Annotated in this window: 18 protein-coding genes; 12 read left to right on the top strand and 6 right to left on the bottom strand. The window is 36.8% G+C overall.

Features of this window, described 5'->3' with window-relative positions; all coding sequences use genetic code 11:
• A partial coding sequence (locus tag VIH09_RS12870) for a cytochrome c biogenesis protein ResB (protein ID WP_331581637.1) occupies positions 1-1713 on the bottom strand: 1713 nt, incomplete at its 3' end.
• A gap of 197 nt (positions 1714-1910) precedes the next feature.
• Between VIH09_RS12870 and VIH09_RS12875 the strand changes: the two genes are divergently transcribed.
• The 12 genes from VIH09_RS12875 (at position 1911) to VIH09_RS12930 (ending at position 14959) form a co-directional block, all read left to right on the top strand.
• Positions 1911-2684: a Rossmann-like and DUF2520 domain-containing protein gene (locus tag VIH09_RS12875; protein WP_331581639.1), complete on the top strand. Its 774-nt coding sequence runs from the start codon at positions 1911-1913 to the stop codon at positions 2682-2684.
• Complete coding sequence (locus VIH09_RS12880; RefSeq protein ID WP_331581641.1) at positions 2668-3195, top strand: HAD-IIIA family hydrolase; 528 nt, start codon at positions 2668-2670, stop codon at positions 3193-3195. Before VIH09_RS12875 ends, VIH09_RS12880 begins: the two co-directional genes overlap by 17 nt.
• Positions 3196-3252: 57 nt before the next feature.
• Positions 3253-4185 carry a geranylgeranylglycerol-phosphate geranylgeranyltransferase gene (locus VIH09_RS12885; protein ID WP_331581643.1) on the top strand — a complete coding sequence of 311 codons (933 nt, stop codon included), beginning with the start codon at positions 3253-3255 and terminating at the stop codon, positions 4183-4185.
• Positions 4172-4756 carry a Maf-like protein gene (locus VIH09_RS12890; protein ID WP_331581645.1) on the top strand — a complete coding sequence of 195 codons (585 nt, stop codon included), beginning with the start codon at positions 4172-4174 and terminating at the stop codon, positions 4754-4756. The genes VIH09_RS12885 and VIH09_RS12890 overlap by 14 nt, the downstream gene beginning before the upstream one ends.
• Before the next feature lie 10 nt (positions 4757-4766).
• Positions 4767-5297 (top strand): mechanosensitive ion channel domain-containing protein, encoded by a 531-nt coding sequence (locus VIH09_RS12895; protein WP_331581647.1) that lies wholly within the window; start codon positions 4767-4769, stop codon positions 5295-5297.
• Positions 5298-5467: 170 nt separating this feature from the next.
• Positions 5468-6658, top strand: a complete 1191-nt coding sequence (locus VIH09_RS12900) for an AI-2E family transporter (protein ID WP_331581649.1) — start codon at positions 5468-5470, stop codon at positions 6656-6658.
• Between the two features lie 76 nt (positions 6659-6734).
• A complete protein-coding gene (locus VIH09_RS12905; protein ID WP_331581651.1) occupies positions 6735-8555 on the top strand; it encodes a hypothetical protein in 1821 nt (606 codons plus the stop codon).
• A 162-nt stretch (positions 8556-8717) separates the two neighbouring features.
• Positions 8718-9029 (top strand): hypothetical protein, encoded by a 312-nt coding sequence (locus tag VIH09_RS12910; RefSeq protein ID WP_331581653.1) that lies wholly within the window; start codon positions 8718-8720, stop codon positions 9027-9029.
• A gap of 173 nt (positions 9030-9202) precedes the next feature.
• A complete protein-coding gene (locus tag VIH09_RS12915) occupies positions 9203-9703 on the top strand; it encodes a hypothetical protein (RefSeq protein WP_331581655.1) in 501 nt (166 codons plus the stop codon).
• 171 nt (positions 9704-9874) lie between these two features.
• Positions 9875-10429, top strand: coding sequence for a hypothetical protein (locus VIH09_RS12920; RefSeq protein WP_331581657.1), 555 nt, complete (start codon positions 9875-9877; stop codon positions 10427-10429).
• A gap of 161 nt (positions 10430-10590) precedes the next feature.
• Positions 10591-13122, top strand: a complete 2532-nt coding sequence (locus tag VIH09_RS12925; protein WP_331581659.1) for a PIG-L family deacetylase — start codon at positions 10591-10593, stop codon at positions 13120-13122.
• A 121-nt stretch (positions 13123-13243) separates the two neighbouring features.
• Entirely contained in the window at positions 13244-14959 is a 1716-nt protein-coding gene (locus tag VIH09_RS12930) for a sodium:solute symporter (protein ID WP_331581662.1), read from the top strand.
• Positions 14960-15034: 75 nt separating this feature from the next.
• Here the strand turns inward: VIH09_RS12930 and VIH09_RS12935 are convergent, their stop codons facing one another.
• Genes VIH09_RS12935 through VIH09_RS12955 form a run of 5 tightly spaced genes read right to left on the bottom strand, consistent with a single transcriptional unit; the run spans position 15035 to position 18681 of the window.
• Positions 15035-15877: a DUF2911 domain-containing protein gene (locus VIH09_RS12935; protein WP_331581664.1), complete on the bottom strand. Its 843-nt coding sequence runs from the start codon at positions 15875-15877 to the stop codon at positions 15035-15037.
• Positions 15878-15934: 57 nt separating this feature from the next.
• Positions 15935-16606, bottom strand: a complete 672-nt coding sequence (locus tag VIH09_RS12940; protein ID WP_331581666.1) for an HAD family hydrolase — start codon at positions 16604-16606, stop codon at positions 15935-15937.
• Positions 16607-16650: 44 nt separating this feature from the next.
• Positions 16651-17364, bottom strand: a complete 714-nt coding sequence (locus VIH09_RS12945) for a tRNA threonylcarbamoyladenosine dehydratase (protein WP_331581668.1) — start codon at positions 17362-17364, stop codon at positions 16651-16653.
• Positions 17365-17422: 58 nt separating this feature from the next.
• Complete coding sequence (locus VIH09_RS12950) at positions 17423-18079, bottom strand: TatD family hydrolase (RefSeq protein WP_331581670.1); 657 nt, start codon at positions 18077-18079, stop codon at positions 17423-17425.
• Positions 18079-18681, bottom strand: coding sequence for a DUF1684 domain-containing protein (locus tag VIH09_RS12955; protein WP_331581672.1), 603 nt, complete (start codon positions 18679-18681; stop codon positions 18079-18081). The genes VIH09_RS12950 and VIH09_RS12955 overlap by 1 nt, the downstream gene beginning before the upstream one ends.
• Positions 18682-18711: the final 30 nt, after the last annotated feature.

Below are 18711 nucleotides of genomic sequence, written 5' to 3' on the forward strand. Positions count from 1 at the left end.
ATTCATACCCTTATAGTCATTGGAATGGCTTACCTTCCTTAACAATTCAGAGGAGAATGTATTGATTGGTTTCATTCTTCCGCCTGCATCTTGAATAATCAGTCGCCCAAATTTTGACGCATGTTCTTCAGATACTTTGAATTTATTGATCAAGGAATCCAATTGTTTTTCCGTTGGAGCAACTCGCGTATGGTTCCCGTTTTCAATATGGTCTTCATGATTCCCATCGGCGTCATGCTCATGATTGTGAACTTGTGCAAAACCATTAAAACTTAGCAACAAAACGAAAACGGTGATCAGTTTTGATTTTTTAGTTTTTACCACTTCTAATTTTCTTTTTAAATCCGCAAAACGAGAATGCTTCGTAAACATAATGGACATCATAGCAAAAAACAACATGAAATATCCTGCATAGGTTATTGCCGTACCCCAAAAATCATGATTTACGGATAATACAGTCCCTTTTTCGTCAGGATCAAAAGAGGACTGAAAGAAACGATATCCTTTATGATCCAATACGTTATTCATGAATATTCTGGCGTCAAAATTTCCTTCATTATCTTGAACGGTAACTTTGCTTTCAAACGACGAGTAACTTTTCTCGGTTCCAGGGTATTTCTGTGCTATAAAATCGTTTAGTTTGATTTTGAAAGGCAATACATAAGCCTTACTTCCGTAGAAAAAACTATAGTCAATATTCCCAATTCTCACGGTCTTAGCCTCACCAACTCTTCCTTTCGAACCCAAAATGGTCACTTCCTTTTCTTGCCCGTCCGCTTTTACTGTCAAGACCAGCGCATCTTCATGGTTCTTCGCTTTAAAATCGTTGTTTGATTCATAAGCAATCGCTCCTTTGACTGCGGGGTCCGGAAAAACGAATCGTTTTTCGCCAATGGTGTAAAGAGATCGCATCATAAGGGGTTGCACAACATCCTTCGTAACGTTTCCTTGCAACTTATCAGCCATTCGCATAAAATTACCTTCAAACGGAGTTTGGATCGTATATTCCGTTCCGGTTGTATTTATGTTTATAGCGCCGTCGGTAGGTTTGTTCAACGCAAACAAAACATTGTGAATATTTTGAACTTCACCCTCTTTCAAAAAATGTTCCTCACGGCCACCATCGCCGGCTTCGACCAATTTTAAATACAAGACACCTTTAGGATCGGCCTTCACATATTCCTTTGCCCCCAAGATAAAATTCTCATATTCCACTTCAAAAGGGGTGTCGGCAAACTTATCGGAAATGGAGAAGTCATTATTCGTTACCGGAGAAAGCAACAGTTTTTTCTCGAAAACTCTGCGTTTCATTTCCCCTTTGTACTCCCCGTCAACAAAAACAGTAAGGAAAGTTTTGTCGGAATAAAACTGGTTTTCTGCGGCCCCTTCACGTATGGGCATCATTCCTTCGTAACTGATATAACGGGTTACAAATGCACCCAAAAGGATAAAAACAAAAGCCAAATGAAGCAATAAAGTAGCCCATTTTTCTTTTTTCAGTAATTGATAGCGTTTGATGTTACCGATGAAATTGATCATGAAAAACACCATTATAGCTTCAAACCACCATGCATTATAAACCAAGATTCGTGCGGTATCAGTGTTGTATTTGCTTTCGATAAAAGTTCCTACACCCATTGCTATTGCGAAAGTCAAGAAAAGAAGGGCCATTAATCGTGTGGAAAATAAAAAGGAAAAATATTTTTTATTCATTTGTAAGTAATTACGTTTTATAAAAGTGCGACAAAAGTACTTAAAAATGTTGACTTCTATATTTTTACAATTGTTAATTTAATCCAAAAATAAGCCTTTTAATATTAATCAAACAATTGTATTTATTGGTTTTTTTATCAAAAATGTATCCTAAGAATAGTTGTAACCACTTTAAAAAAAAGTGCTAATTTTGTCGGATGGTTAAAGTTATTATTATAGGCTCAGGAAATGTATCGCAACATCTGATCGCGGCGCTGCACAAAACCCAAAACATTGGGAACGAGATTGAATTGGTTCAGGTCTTTTCCAGAAAAAAAGAAGCCATTATGTCCTTGTTTGATTCCGACAAAATTGTCAATGATTTTGATGATTTATTGGAAGCCGATCTGTACATAATAGCCGTTTCGGACGATGCCATCGCGAGTGTTTCCGATCAATTGCCTTTCAAAAACAGATTGGTCGTTCATACTTCCGGCAGTGTTTCGCTCGATAGTTTAAACAATAACAACCGAAAAGGTGTTTTTTACCCGCTTCAAACTTTTACTAAAAATAAGGAAGTTGATTTTAAGAATATCCCCATTTGTTTGGAAAGCGAAAACAGTACCGATTTTCAATTATTGGAAAAAGTGGCCAAATCAATTTCCGAAAAAGTTTTCGCCATCAACTCCGAACAAAGAAAAGCGTTACACGTGGCTGCTGTTTTCGTCAATAATTTCACCAACCATCTATACCATTTGGGTAATGAAATTTGCAAGGAACACCAAGTTCCCTTCGATATTTTAAAGCCTTTGATTCTGGAAACGGCCCAAAAAATAATCACGCTTTCCCCCGAAGAAGCACAAACCGGGCCTGCTGTAAGACAAGACGGAAAGACAATAGAAACGCATCAGGCTTTTTTATCGAATAAAAACCAATCAAACATTTATAAAACACTAACACAATCAATACAAGATAATGGCAAAAAGTTATAAAAAAATAATGAACGATATCACTACTTTTATTTTTGATGTTGACGGCGTTCTTACCGATAGTTCGGTATTTGTAACCACCGAAGGTGAAATTCTCAGAACTATGAATATTCGTGACGGCTATGCAATGAAAGCGGCGGTAGAAAGTGGATATAACGTATGCATCATTTCCGGCGGCAGCAATGAAGGCGTTCGCGTCCGATTGAGAAATTTAGGCATTACCGATATTCATTTGGGAACACCTGATAAAGTGGAAACCTTCAAGGAATATACTGAACTGTACAATATCAACCCTCAGCAAGTACTGTATATGGGCGACGACATACCGGATTATCACGTGATGAAATTAGTGGGATTACCTACATGTCCCCAAGATTCCAGCCCAGAAATTAAAGCTATCTCTACCTATATTTCCCATAGAAACGGAGGGAAAGGTGCTGCCCGTGATGTTATCGAGCAGGTAATGAAAGTGCAAGGCAAATGGATGGAACATTTTGACGCAAAGCTAGACTAGCGGGCCAACATTTTCAAAACAATGGATATACGCAAAACTACAACGTAAAACTTATCTATGAATTTTCTTAAACTTATCCGATACCAAAATCTATTGATGCTGGCTTTCATGCAATTGATTTTCAGGTACGGCTTCTTGAAATTGCAAAATGTGCCCCTGGCTTTAACGGAATGGCAATATGTACTGTTAGTTTTGAGTACCGTTTTACTGGCAGCGGCAGGTTACGTGATTAATGACATTTTTGATCAAGACACGGACAATGATAACAAACCGAAAGATGTCATTATAGGGAAGAAAATTACTGAAGCAAAAGCATACAATATCTATGCGGCCCTAAATGTAGCGGGGGTTGGCATCGGTTTCTATTTGTCGAATGTCATTTCAAAACCCGGTTTTGCCGCCATTTTTATCCTAATTGCCGCCACGCTATATATTTATGCGACAAGCCTGAAGCAAATGCTGATTCTGGGAAACATAATTGTCGCGCTATTGCTTTCGTTTAGCGTTATCATCATCGGTATTTTCGATTTATACCCAGTTGTTGACCAAGTCAATCAGCCTATAATGGCCAATCTTTTTTCGATACTTCTGGACTTTGCCCTATTTGCATTTATGATTAATTTTATACGGGAAATCGTTAAAGATTTGGAAGATATAGAAGGAGATTCAAATCAGGGAATGAAAACCCTTCCCATCGTTTTGGGAATGCACAACACCTCAAAATTAGCCTCTATTTTAGGGTTGATCCCTATGGCATTCCTGTTGGTTTATATCAACAATTATTTTGTGGCCAATGATTTAATTGTGACAACGATTTACGCTTTTGCTTTCGTAGTGGCACCATTGCTTTATTTCAGTGTAAAAGTTTGGCCAGCCAAAACAAAGAAGGAGTTTCGTAAATTAAGTCTGCTACTAAAATGGATTCTGTTTTTCGGAATTATTTCCATTGCAATCATTACTTTAAACATAAAATATAATGCTTCAAAATAAATTAAAACAGTACAAACTAATCTTGGCATCTGGTTCGCCAAGGAGGCAGCAATTCTTTAAAGATTTGGGATTGGATTTTGAAATCAGATTAAAAGAAATTGAAGAAATTTTTCCAGAAGAATTAAAAGCGGCAGAAATCACGAACTACCTCGCCCAATTAAAAGCCGATGCTTTTGAAGGCGAATTGAAGGAAAACGAAATACTCATAACAAGCGACACCATTGTTTGGCACAATGAAAAAGCCTTAGGGAAGCCCAAAGACAGACAGGATGCCTTCGACATTTTAAAGTCATTGTCGAACGCCACACATGAGGTGATTACGTCCGTTTGTTTTAAGAGCGATTCAAAAACGGATCTCCTCTGCGAAATAACTAAAGTCACATTCAAGGAACTCAGCGACGAATCAATACTGTATTACATTGATAATTACCAGCCTTATGATAAAGCGGGAGCGTACGGAATACAAGAATGGTTAGGGTTCATAGGTGTTTCAAAAATAGAGGGTTCTTATGCCAATGTTATGGGCTTGCCCGTGGACAAAGTGTACGATTATTTAAGTAAATTAGCATAAAAAAATAGGGATGGATTTTGTACATGATTTTGTGAAAGAAGTGATCGCAACCGGGGTTTTAATGATTTTGGTGGTTATATCACGAGTTGTCATTTCAAAACTGGTGCGACGTTTTGCGAAAACTACCCACAGAATCGAACATAGAACCAATCTGGTGATCAAATACATGCACTTGTTAACCACCATCTTGGCAATAATTGCGTTAATCATTATTTGGGGGGTTCAAGCCAAGGACATTATCATCGCAATTTCCTCAATAACAACAGTCGTTGGGGTGGCCATGTTTGCTCAATGGTCTATTTTAAGCAATATTACTTCCGGTGTAATACTGTTTTTTTCATTTCCTTTTAAAATAGGAGACGTTATCCGTATTCATGATAAGGACTTTCCAATCGAGGCAGAAATCGAAGATATTGGCGCTTTTCATGTTGCCTTGAAAACTAAGGGTGGAGAGCGAATTGTTTATCCTAATAATTTATTGTTTCAAAAAGGAATATCGATCATGAAAGATCATTTTCATGAAACTGAGTTCGTTGATTAATATTTTGTGATAGAGAACCCAACAGCGGTTCATTTTTACTTTATAGCTCTTTAAGTGATAATTATATAAAAAACATTATAAAATCTGTAATTTTTAAATGCAAAAAAACATCATATTTGTTTTCATAAATATTAAACAATTGTAAGATTCAACCAAATCGCGAAAGTCCTATGGAAAGCACAACCAAATATCCGTTTTATATCAGACTCGGTTTTTCTTTAATATGTTTAATTAGTATTACCTATATTTTCTATTTGGGTAAGAACGTTTTAGTACCCATTTTAATGGCCTTTTTATTAGCCGTACTATTGTTGCCCATAGTTAATTTTTTTACCTCAAAACTGCGTTTCCCACAGGGATTGTCTGTATTCATCACTGTTATTATATTTGTAGTTGCAATAGTAGGAATCCTTGCCTTTATATCCTACCAGATAAGTGATATAGCAGCTGATTTTAATACTATAAGAAAAAACGTCAACATTTTTATAACCAATATTCAACGATTTATCAGAACTAATTTTAATGTAAGTATTTGGGAACAAAGAAAATATATTGAGGATGTCACTCAAGACTCTGTTAAAAAAGGAAAAGAAAGCATTGCAACCACATTAATATCTGTTACAGATACGATCACTAATATTATTTTAGTACCCATATACACATTCCTAATTCTTCTGTACAGAACCCACTTCATCTTATTCTTGGCAAAGCTATTCAGAAAAGAATATCACACAAAATTGCAAGAAATTTTAAGCCAAATCAAAGGATCGGTCCAAAGCTACATCGTGGGTCTAATTATTGAAATGATTTTTGTGTCTGTTTTGACAAGCGCCGGTCTGTATTTTATAGGCGTAAAATATGCCCTTTTATTGGGGATCATAACGGGAATACTCAACCTAATCCCCTATATCGGAATTCTTGTCGCTGGTGTTTTGACCATCTTGTCCTCACTGACAGGAGCACCGGATGTATCACTAATTTTGGGAGTAATAGGAGTAAATATTGTTGTTCAGGTAATTGACAATAATATACTTGTTCCCCTTATTATAAATACAAAAGTTCAAATAAATGCATTCGTCTCAATTGTCGGAATTATTATCGGGGGCGGTATTGCGGGTGTGGCAGGAATGTTTTTGGCTATTCCCATTTTGGCTATTCTTAAAATAATTTTCGATCGAATTGAAACTTTGGAACCTTGGGGGTATTTAATGGGTGACAATTTGCCGAAAACCTTCATTTGGAAACACCTGAAAATCGCGAAATCCAATAAAATACCGAAAACCGAAACAGTCGAAGAGACTGTGTCTGACCCGACTAGTTTTGACGGCGCTGCAGATTTAAATCAAAACGGAACTATTTAACACGATTATTATTAAATTTGTATTACAATAGATTGAATAAAAAACACCATTATATTTTACTGAAATTTACAATTAAATGTCTCGCAATCAAAAAATAGTGCTGCTTCTTTTGATGCTCTTGGGCGTTCAGAACTCTTTTTCCCAAATAATTAAAACAGAAAAAGATAGCGTAGACATTTACAAAAACATTCAAACCTATTCCAAAAAAAATAAATTCACCAAGTTCATGCATGGTTTAATTTTTAAACCCGCAAAATCAAAAAAATACATTCCGATTGTAAAGCCAAAGAAAAGAATAGTCTCTGACGGCAAAATTATTAGGAACATCAACATCATAACACTCGATCCTTTTGGATATTCGGATATAGATACCACAAGGAAACCTAAGAATTGGGGAGAAAGAACCGGTAATAGATTGCACCTTAAAACTAAAGAACTCGCGATAAAAAACCTATTACTTTTCAAAAAAAACACACCCTATAATGCATTAAAAATACAAGAATCCGAACGTATTATCCGATCGCAAAAATTTGTTAACCGAGTCACAATTACGGAAGAACTCGCCAGCGCCAAATCCGATTCTGTTGATGTTACCATTCGTGTGCTGGACTCTTGGAGTAGCATTCCTAAAATTGTGATTTCAGGCTCCAAAAATTCCTTGGGTCTTAATGAAAGAAATTTTTTCGGAATTGGCCATCAATTTGATTATCGATTTACAAATAGGTCAAGCGACGGCAAAACGGCAAATAATTTAGCCTACACTATACCGAACATCAGGAATACCTTCATAAAAACGACGCTGAAGTACCATATTAATTTAGATAACTATTATGAAAAAAGTATTGCGATAGAACGCCCCTTTTATTCCCCACTTACAAAATGGGCCGCTGGAATAGCACTGGACCAGCAATTCAGAAAAGATACCTTGCAAGGGCCAGATTTGATTTATGTTAATCAAAATTTCAAATACAGTTCTCACGATTTCTGGATAGGAAAAGCCGTTCAGATTTTAAAAGGAAGCTCCGAAAATGCGAAGACCACAAATTTGATTATATCCGGGCGCTTCTTGAACATAAATTATCTTGAAAGTCCCGAAATAGCTTATGACCCCATCAATTTCTATACAGCTGAAAAATTCTTTCTTTCCGGAATTGGTATTACAACACGTAATTTTATTGAAGATAAATATATTTTTAAAAACGGCATAATCGAGGATGTTCCCATCGGTAGAATATTTGGGATATCGTTAGGCTATCAATATAAAAACGACAATTGGAGACCCTATTTGGGCGGACAGGTTTCCTTTGGGAATTATCACAAATGGGGGTTTTTAAGCGCCAACTTCGAAATAGGCACTTTCTTCAATAAATCACAAACGGAACAGACTGCCTTTTCGTTTCAGGCTAACTATTTCACCAAACTTACCGAGTTTGGCAAATGGAAGTTAAGACAGTTCATCAAGCCGCAAGTGGTAATTGGATTAAACCGACAGAATTCTTTGGGTGACCAGCTTACCATAAACGAGAATTACGGAATTCAGGGTTTTAACAGTGCCGTATATGGAACAAATAAAATGGTCCTTACTTTACAAACGCAAGCTTATGCCCCAAATGATGTTTGGGGATTTAGAATGAACCCTTATTTCAACTATTCCATAGCGCTGCTGGGAAAAAATGAAAACGGAAACAAAACGAGTAAAGCGTACTCTAAAATAGGTGTTGGGGTGATTATAAACAATGATTATTTGGTCTTTAGTTCTTTCCAAATATCTCTTGCTTATTATCCGGTAATCCCTTTTAAAGGAGAAAATATTTTCCAGACAAATGCTTTTGAAACTGGCGATTTTGGGCTGCAAGATTTCGAATTGTCCAAACCACGTACTGTGCTTTATAAATAAACGATTCTTACCGGCCCAACCGTGTATAAAAACCAAAAAAAAAGCACCTGTTTATTTAAAAGTGTAAATTTTGTAAATTTTGTAGGCAATTATATAATTCTGTGTACCAAATAGTTATTACCTTTATATAAATAATCTTACTAAATTAAAACCAAAAAACAGATGAAAAAATTAACTTTCTATCTAATGATGATGGTATTGTCATTAGGCGCTTTTCCAACCACTATGTTTGCAGCTGAAAATAACGTAGGGGCAGTTACTCCTAAAGAAATCCCTGCTGAAGTTCAGAAGATGCTTAATCGCTTAGACGAAATAAAAGCGATGGACAAATCCGAATTAAATTCTTCAGAAAAGAAAGAACTACGTAAAGAAGTTCGCGCAATTAAATCAGAGTTAAGATCGAGCGGAAATGGAGTTTACTTCTCCGTTGGTGCTATAATTATCATTATCCTATTATTGATTTTATTACTGTAATAAGATTCAGTAACATCCAAAGAAAGAAGAAACGCACAGTGTGTTTCTTCTTTTTGCCAAAAACCAAACATAATTAACCGTTAATTAATCATTCTGGCACAGTAGTTGCCCTACAGATAACGCATTGATAATATCCTTGCTTCGAAAAAGATTTTAAATTAAAAAATACAAAAATGAAAACATTAAAATTAATTGCCTTCGGAATCGTGCTTTTTGTTACGAGTTCCATGCAAAGTCAAGTTTCAGTTAACGTAAATATTGGTACCCCTCCATTATGGGGTCCATCCGGATACTCAAATATAGATTATTATTATTTACCTGACGTTCAAGCCTACTATGATATCAGAGCTTCACAATTCATCTATTTTGGAAGTGGAAATTGGGTAAGATCAAGATATTTACCGAGACAATACAGAAATTACGATTTATACCATGGATACAAAGTCGTGCTAAACGATTATCACGGTAGGGCACCTTATACCCATTACAAACAACATAAAGCTAAATATTACAAGGGGTACAAAGGAAAACCGCAAAGGTCTATTGGTCAAAGACATAATAACAAAGGCAACTATTCTAAAAATGGGAATGGTAATCGTAAAGCAGGAAATGGCAATAAAGGTCACGGAAACGGCGGGAATGGAAAAGGCGGTCACTCTAAAGGGAAGCACTAATTAGACCTAAGACAAACAAATAAAAGAAACGCGAAAGCGTTTCTTTTTTTGTTTATACTCTAACGTAATTAAACGTTAATAAAATCATTCTGGCACAGTTGTTGGTTTTAGCTTTAAAGTATATACAAAAGGAATAAAAAATTAATAAAAAAATTGTAAAAAACAGTAAAAATGAAAACACTAAAACTAATCGCCGTTGGAATAATTCTACTTGTATCGAGCACAACTCAAGCTCAAGTTTCAGTTAGTTTAAATATAGGAACAGCTCCCTCATGGGGTCCTTCAGGTTATGCCGAAGCAGAATATTATTATTTACCGGATGTTCAAGCGTACTTTGATATCAGAGCCTCGCAATTTATTTATTTTGGTAGTGGAAGATGGGTAAGATCTCGATATTTGCCAAGACAATATAGAAACTATGATTTGAACAGTGGCTATAAAGTAGTACTGAATGATTATCATGGTAATAGACCATACTCAAACTACCATAATGATAGAGTACGATATTACAAAGGGTATAGAGGTGGAAACCACCGAGTAATTGGCCAAAGGTATGATGATCGTCGATACTCTCAAAAAAGATATGCCGATAATCATCGCTACGCTGAAAACCGTAGATATGGTAATAATCATAGCAGATATGACAATCATAAAAACCGTGATTATAGGGAAGGTAACAGAAAAGGTCACGGAAATGGTCACGGAAATGGTCACGGAAACCACTAATTTATAGAAAGAAAAGTAAAAGATTAAATCATTAGAGAGCACCAATTTGGTGCTCTTTTTTTTTTCCCATATTCCCCTATTTAACAAAGAAAATAGCAATCACTTTATAAAAAAACAATTAATTACTACATTTGAATTAATTGCACAAAAATTCGTAAAAAATGTACAAAAATAAATTTCAGTTTTTTTTAATATTTCTTTTCTCTTTTCAAATCATTTTGGCGCAGAAGCCACAAAAACTGAATTCAGCAGAAATATATAATCAAATTCAGAAGCTTAATTTTTTGGGTTCCGTGCTTTACATTGCCGCACACCCGGATGATGAGAATACGCGTTTGATATCTTATTTGTCAAATGACCTGAAAGCGAGAACCGGTTATTTGTCTCTGACACGAGGCGATGGGGGGCAGAATTTAATAGGACCGCAATTAAGGGAATTGTTGGGGGTAATCAGAACCCAAGAACTTCTTGAAGCCAGAAAAATTGATGGTGGCGAACAGTTTTTTTCAAGGGCTAATGATTTTGGCTATTCAAAAAACCCTGAGGAAACATTGCAAATTTGGGAAAGAGAAAAAGTGTTGTCCGATGTTGTATGGGCCATCAGAAAATTTCAGCCTGATGTAGTCATTAATAGGTTCAATCATCGTACTCCCGGAACCACCCATGGTCATCATACGGCTTCGGCTATCTTGAGCACCGAAAGCTTTGATTTAACAAATGACCCAACCGTATTTCCTGACCAATTAAAATTCGTGCAAACTTGGCAACCCAAACGTCAATTTTTTAATACATCTTGGTGGTTTTATGGCAGTAAAGAAAAATTTGACGCCGCTGACAAAACCAATTTCGTGACTTTGGAAACTGGCGTTTATTATCCGACATTAGGGAAATCAAACCAGGAAATAGCAGCCTTGAGCAGAAGTAGCCATCAGTCGCAGGGCTTCGGTGCCACCGGAAGCCGCGGTAAGGAAGAGGAGTATTTAGAACTTGTAAACGGGGAAAAAACAAAAGATAAATCGAACGTTTTCGAAGGGATTGACACGAGTTGGAATCGAGTGAAAGGAGGAAAACCAATAGGCGAACTCCTGAAGGCAATCGTCTCGCAATATGATTTTTCAAACCCTTCGGCAAGTATTCCAAATTTGGCGAAAGCCTATCAGATGATTCAAGCCTTGGATGAAAATCATTGGAAAACACTAAAATCATCCGAAATAAGCAATATTATCGCTGCCTGCGCGGGTCTATATCTCGAAGCCGTGGCACAAGATCAAGAAGCCGTCCCGGGAAGCACTGTGAAATTAAAATTAGAAGCCATAAACAGGAGCCATGTAAAGATGGAACTGTTAGACATAACGACGATGCCTGACAACAAAAACATAATATACAATAGAGCGTTAAACAACAATGTTTTAGTAAACCTCTACCTCGATTCACAATTGCCTAACGAGATTGAATATACACAGCCTTACTGGCTTAAAGAAAAAGGGACAGTGGGAATGTATACGGTAAACGATCAGAAAAATATAGGAATCCCGGATGTTATCAGGGAAGTAAAAGTTGTTTTCAATATTGGTATTAATGGAATTGCAATCCCTTTTGAACGCACCATAGTTTACAAATACAATGACAATGTAAAAGGAGAGGTCTACAATTATCTTGATATTGTACCTGAAGTAACAACAACAATTCTTAATAAAGTATCTCTTTTCAACAATGGAAATAATAAAGCGGTTGCCGTAAAAATAAAAGCTGGCAAGGATAACGTAAAAGGTAATTTGCAATTGGAATTAAATGAAAATTGGGCAGTATACCCAAAATATATACCATTCAATTTGGAAAAAAAAGGTATGGAACAAGTGTTATACTTCGATGTTACTCCACCGACTGAACCCTCCGAAATCGTTGCTAAAAGTATCGCCATAGTCAACAACAAAAGATACGATAAAGACCAGATAATAATCGATTATTCTCATATTACAAAACAGCAAGTTTTAGAAGTTGCCGAGGCAAAATTCATCAAACTGGATTTGAAGACTAATGGACAAAAAATTGGGTATATTATGGGCGCCGGTGACGAGGTTCCCGAAAGTTTGACCCAAATGGGATATAGCGTCAGTTTGTTGAATCCGGAAGAAATAACTCCGGAAAAACTGGAATCATTTGATGTTATCATTACGGGAATACGCGCTTATAATACGGTAGAGGCATTGGCCAACAAACAAAATATACTATTTGATTTTGTGAAAGGAGGGAAAACAATGTTAGTGCAATACAATACTCCAGATGAAATTAAGACTTCAAATATTGCTCCTTATCCATTAAAGATTTCCCGCGATAGGGTGACCGAAGAAAATGCGGAAGTTCGATTTTTAGCACCCAATCATCCCGTTTTAAATTATCCCAATAAAATAACGGCCAAAGATTTTGTGGGCTGGAAACAAGAACAAGGCTTGTATTACCCAAGTGAATTTGATAAAGCCTTTACTCCCATTTTGTCATCCAATGATCAAGGGGAAAGCCCAAAAAACGGCGCCTTATTGGTTGCGCCCTATGGGAAGGGATATTATATTTATACCGGTTTAAGCTTATTTAGGGAATTGCCTGAAGGCGTGTCCGGTGCCTACCGCTTATTATCGAACATAATTTCGTTAAAAGCACCAACTACATTACCCGCTCAAAAAATAAAACCATAATTAAAGGAATATGGAAACAAAAAAAACAAAAAATTGGAAAAAAAACTATACTTGGGTGCTGGTCGCCAACGCCATTTATATTTTGATATTTTATCTAATAATGAAATTATATTCTTAAACTATGCAGCTATTTGATTGGATTGTACTTGTAGTAACATTGTTATTTATAGTAATTTACGGCGCTTGGAAAACCAAGGGTAGTAAAAATGTAGAGGATTATATTCTTGGCAGTAACGAAACGCCATGGTATATGGTGGGTTTATCGGTTATGGCGACACAAGCGAGCGCGATAACCTTTCTCTCCACTCCGGGACAGGCCTATCACGACGGAATGGGTTTTGTACAATTTTATTTTGGTCTGCCTATAGCTATGGTGGTTATCTGTTTGACATTTATTCCCATATATCATAAATACAAGGTCTACACCGCCTATGAATACCTTGAGAAAAGATTTGATTTAAAAACGCGGTCCCTTGCTGCCATATTGTTCTTGTTTCAGAGGGGATTGGGAACGGGGCTTACCATTTATGCCCCTGCCATTATCTTATCCGCTCTTTTGGGATGGAACCTTACCTATATGAACATTATAATTGGTGTTCTCGTAATTATTTATACGTTTTCAGGGGGGACAAAGGCAGTCAACGTGACCCAAAAACAGCAAATGTTCGTGATTATGACCGGAATGTTGATCACTTTTTTTCTAATACTGCATTTTCTGCCTAATGAGATGACATTCAGCAATGCGTTGCACATTGCCGGGGCAAACGACAAGATGAACATTGTCAATTTTTCTGCCGATCCCGAAGAAAAATACACATTTTGGAGTGGGATAACCGGTGGTTTTTTCTTGGCGCTCGCCTATTTCGGAACCGATCAATCACAGGTTGGGCGTTATCTATCAGGGAAATCAGTTCGTGAAAGTCAAATGGGGCTGGTTATGAATGGTTTGTTGAAAGTTCCGATGCAATTCTTCATATTGCTTACCGGAGTGATGGTATTTGTTTTTTTCCAATTCAACCCCGTCCCCCTGAATTTCAATCCCAATAACAAGGCACTAATTGAACAGTCGCAATATAAAGGGGAATATCATTCCTTAGAAAAGAAACTCAATGCCCTTTCTGAAGATAAAAAAGTCATTAATCTTTTGTATATCGATCAGCTTAACCAAGATTATGACAATCCGATTCTAAGAAAGGAATTAATTGGCCTTTCGGCAAAAGAGAAAGACCTTCGGGACCGCGCGAAAGAAATCATCTTAAAAGCAGATAGCGGCAGTGAGACAAACGATAAAGATTACGTGTTCTTCCATTTTATTTTGCATTACTTGCCTAAGGGCCTTATTGGGCTTCTGCTTGCCGTAATCATATCGGCGGCCATGTCTTCTACCGCCTCAGGACTTAATGCGTTGGCCTCCACCACGGCGATCGACATTTACAAACGTAACTTAAAGGAAGAAAAATCGGAAAAACATTATCTCAATGCAACAAAATTTTTCACTTTATTTTGGGGAATTGTAGCGATACTGTTTGCGAGTATCGGCACCTTATTCGAAAATCTAATCCAATTGGTCAATATCGTTGGGTCCATTTTCTATGGGACAGTTCTGGGAATTTTCTTGGTGGGCTTTTACATCAAGTTTGTAAAAGCAAAAGCCATTTTTTATAGTGCTCTTGCAAGCCAGATCACTATTTTTATAATATACTATTATGCCATCTATATATTTCCCACCGGAGAAGAAAAACTGGGCTATTTATGGCTGAATTTCATCGGAGCAATGTTAACAATCGTACTGTCTTCAATACTGCAAATGACAGTTTTCAGAAAAGAAAAAAGGTAAGGTTTAACAGAATGCAAAAATAAACCCCGTTTCAAAAAATTGAAACGGGGTTTATTATAAAAAAAACAGAACGGTTTATTTACTCCATTCCGAGATGCTGTCTTTGTTCATTTTAGCATAATCTTGGTTTCCGGCCGTTTCAGAAGCCACCAATGATGCTTTGGCCGTTTCAATGGCTCCTTTAATATCCCCTTGTTTGGCTTGTATCAATGATTTTAATCTCAAATAATAGAATGGCTTTTCAGTGTTCATTTCTAATGCTTTATCAACATAAGATTTTGCTTTGTTGATATCGCCATTCGACTGATAAAAATACTGCGCTGCCGAAAAATAATCTCCCGCCGAAGGACCCGAAAGGGCTTTTTCTATATTTGCAATAGCCGTTTTTTGCGTAGGAACTTCAAATTTAAGGGATACAAACGAGTTTTCCCAATACATTTCAAGAAAAGCAGAATCTGAGCTTAGACCATTTATTCCAATGGTAAAAGTATCCATCGCTTTTGGCATTGATTCCTCTTTTACCGTAGTTCGTAATGCAACGTCTGACTCCTTAAATTCCTGTGGAGTTCCCCAGTTGTCAGTATTTGCATAAAAGATAACTTCCCAACTTTCAATATTAGGAATGGTATATATTGCATATTTCCCTTTCTTTAGTGTTTTACCGCCGATGATCACGTCATCGCTAAATGAAATGGTCGTGTTCTCATTTGCCCCTGTTCGCCAAAGTTTGCCAAAAGGAACCAGATTGCCAAAAACGGCTCTACCTCTCGCGGATGGCCTTGAATAGACAACCTCTACATCTGTCAAGCCCACCACCTGAGTTATTGTAGCCTTAGGACTTGCCTGTGGTGTTTTGACCTGTGCCTCGATGGTGAATTGCGTAATAATGATGGCTAATGCAATAAGTATTTTTTTCATTTTCTAAAATTTATATGTTTTTCCAAAATTACAAATTACAGGAAATGATCCTGTTAATTATTTCCTAATATCGGTTCTGTATTTCGCTACTATTTCACAATCAATCTCACCGAAATGATTGATTATCACATCTGCTGCCGATAAATCCTGTAACTTTGAATGGATACTGTTATAACCTATGCAATATATTCCGGCAGCTTTTGCAGCCTTCACCCCGTTTGTACTGTCCTCGATCACAACGCAGTTTTCTTTAGAAGCTATAGATAGAGAGGCTGCATGTTCGAAAATGGCAGGGTCGGGTTTTGATTTCGGGAAATCTTCCCCGCTTACAATATGCGTGAAATACCGGTGCAACTTGAATCGGTTAAAAACACGTTCAATGGTTACTTTTGACGCTGATGAGGCCAAAATCAGTTGCATGCCTTGCTTATGAAATTCCTTGATTAAATTTTCAACGCCTTCCAGTAATTCCAGATCTGCTTTGGTATCAAAGGCTTCATTGAAAATAGTTCTCTTTCTCTGGATTAAATCTTCAACCTCCTGCTCGAGATCAAAAAGTTCTTTCAAATTTTGGAACACATTTCGCGTCGAATTTCCCGTAAAGGAGGTAAACATGGCTTCGGTGACCGGAATGTTCAATTCTTCAAAATGCTGAAAATAAGCATAACGGTGAACCGGTTCCGTATCGACAATTACCCCATCCATATCGAAAATTACTGTTTGGATCATTTTATGTGTTTGATTTTTTAGTTTTAGTTTCTCAAAGCGAAATATTATTTTTTCAGCAAATATCGAATTACCGTTTCCGCTGCATACAGACCAAATAATCCTGGCATATAGCTGTTTGTTCCATAAAAAGATTTTTTGTAATTCGAACCGTCCGTCATTTTTAAACTCGCATCATCTTGTATTTCTGATGAAAAAACAACTTTCAACTTATCGATTTTATGCTCTTTTAATCTTTTTCGAATGGTTTTTGCCAAAAAACAATTTTCTGTATTGCCGATATCGGATACTTTCACTTTTGAAGCTTCCATCTTTCCTCCGGCACCCATGCTTGAAATAATTTTAACTCTTTTTCGCTTTGCGCCAATAATCAAATTAAGTTTCGGGGTCACGCTGTCGATGCAATCCAAAACGTAATCAAACTCTTCGGTAACTATTTCGAAAGCGCGCTCGGGCGAAAGAAATTCTTGTACACGAGTTAATTGCAATTCAGGATTAATGTCCATCAATCGATTTCCTACGATTGCAATTTTTGGTTGTCCCACAGTAGAATGTAGCGCCGGCAATTGTCTATTTATATTGGTAATATCGACAACATCTCCATCTACAATTGTCATATTGCCCACTCCTGCCCTAGTCAAAAACTCAGCGGCAAATGAACCTACACCGCCCAATCCCACGACTAAAATATTAGCATTTTGCAATTTTTCTAACCCTTCTTTTTTAAATAGAAGTTCCGCTCTTTCTGTCCACTCAGCCATTTTTTTTAGTTTTAAGTTTAAGGGATAAAGTAAAAAAACTCCCCTTGAATGTGTTATTTTAAATCAGGTTTCTTTTAAAAACGATTTGAAAATTCTTGTTTATTTGTGTTTGGATTTCCTCCAAAGTTACGCCCTTATATTTTGCCGCCAAAGCGTATATGGCATCAATATTTTCGTCAATGGTATCCGTTTCCAGGAAAAATCTATTACTCGGGATACTTTTAAAAACGGATTCCAGTTCCGGATTTCGCAATAAATATTTCCCAAACGAAATGAAAAATCCATTGTCCAACAATTGTTTTGCCGTCTGTTCATTTTTAGAGAAACCATGAATAATCATGGGAACGGTAATGTGCAAACGTTTTTTGGTTTCAATCACTTCTTGAAACGCGGCTACGCAATGTGTAACAACCGGAACAGCATATTCCTGCGCCAAAAGCAACTGCTTTTCAAAAACCGCCTGCTGTAAGTCCATCGGGATTTCAATCCTTTTGTCCAGACCGCACTCGCCTATCGCAAGGCAATTGGATTCTTGCAATTTACTTTCAATTATTCCCAAATCGTTTTCCACTCTGTCTTCAACAATATACCAAGGATGAATTCCGATGGAATAATAAGGAATCGAGGCATCAAAATCCTGAGGGTATTGATTGACCAATTCTAACAGATTAGTCTGATTCGTGAATTTGTGAGTATGGAAATTGAACAATTTCATTAGTCGTGAAATTTTTTGACCCCCGCCTTAATCTCGACGTCCAAATCGTTTTCCAAAGGCACTTTAGGGCACGAATATTTGTGATTGTAAGCGCAATACGGGTTGTACGAAGTGTTGAAATCAATGACAATCGTATTGCCTTTGGGTGTTTTTAAATCGATGTATTTCCCTCCTATGTAGCTCTCCTTACCCGAAGTGAGATCCGAAAAAGGCAAGAAAAGATAATCTTTGTATTTTTTCTGTTTCGATAATTCAATATTCTTGTAAATATTAAGTTTTAACGCTTTCCCGTCAATTATAAAATGCGCTTCACCATATTTTACATAGACCGGTTTCCTATCTGTCGAAGTCTGCATCTCAAAAGGTTTCTCCTTTTTGGTTCTGATGAATTGAGCAATTAAACTATACTTCCCATCAATAGGGTAAAAGTCTAAAGTCTTAAAAACCGCTAAATCTGCTGCCATCAAAGGACTCGTTTTGGCATCGGCATACTCAGCGTTGATTTCCGTTTGGAATTTTTCCGCAGACTTGTGATCAAATTTTACTTGGGCAAAACCAAAACTCCATTGTGCCAAAAATACCAGAATTAGAATCTTTTTCATCTTTTTTAATTTTAGCAAAAATAGTTTAAA

The sequence above is a fragment of the Flavobacterium sp. genome (assembly GCF_036515215.1).
In the GTDB taxonomy this organism is placed as follows: Bacteria; Bacteroidota; Bacteroidia; order Flavobacteriales; family Flavobacteriaceae; genus Flavobacterium.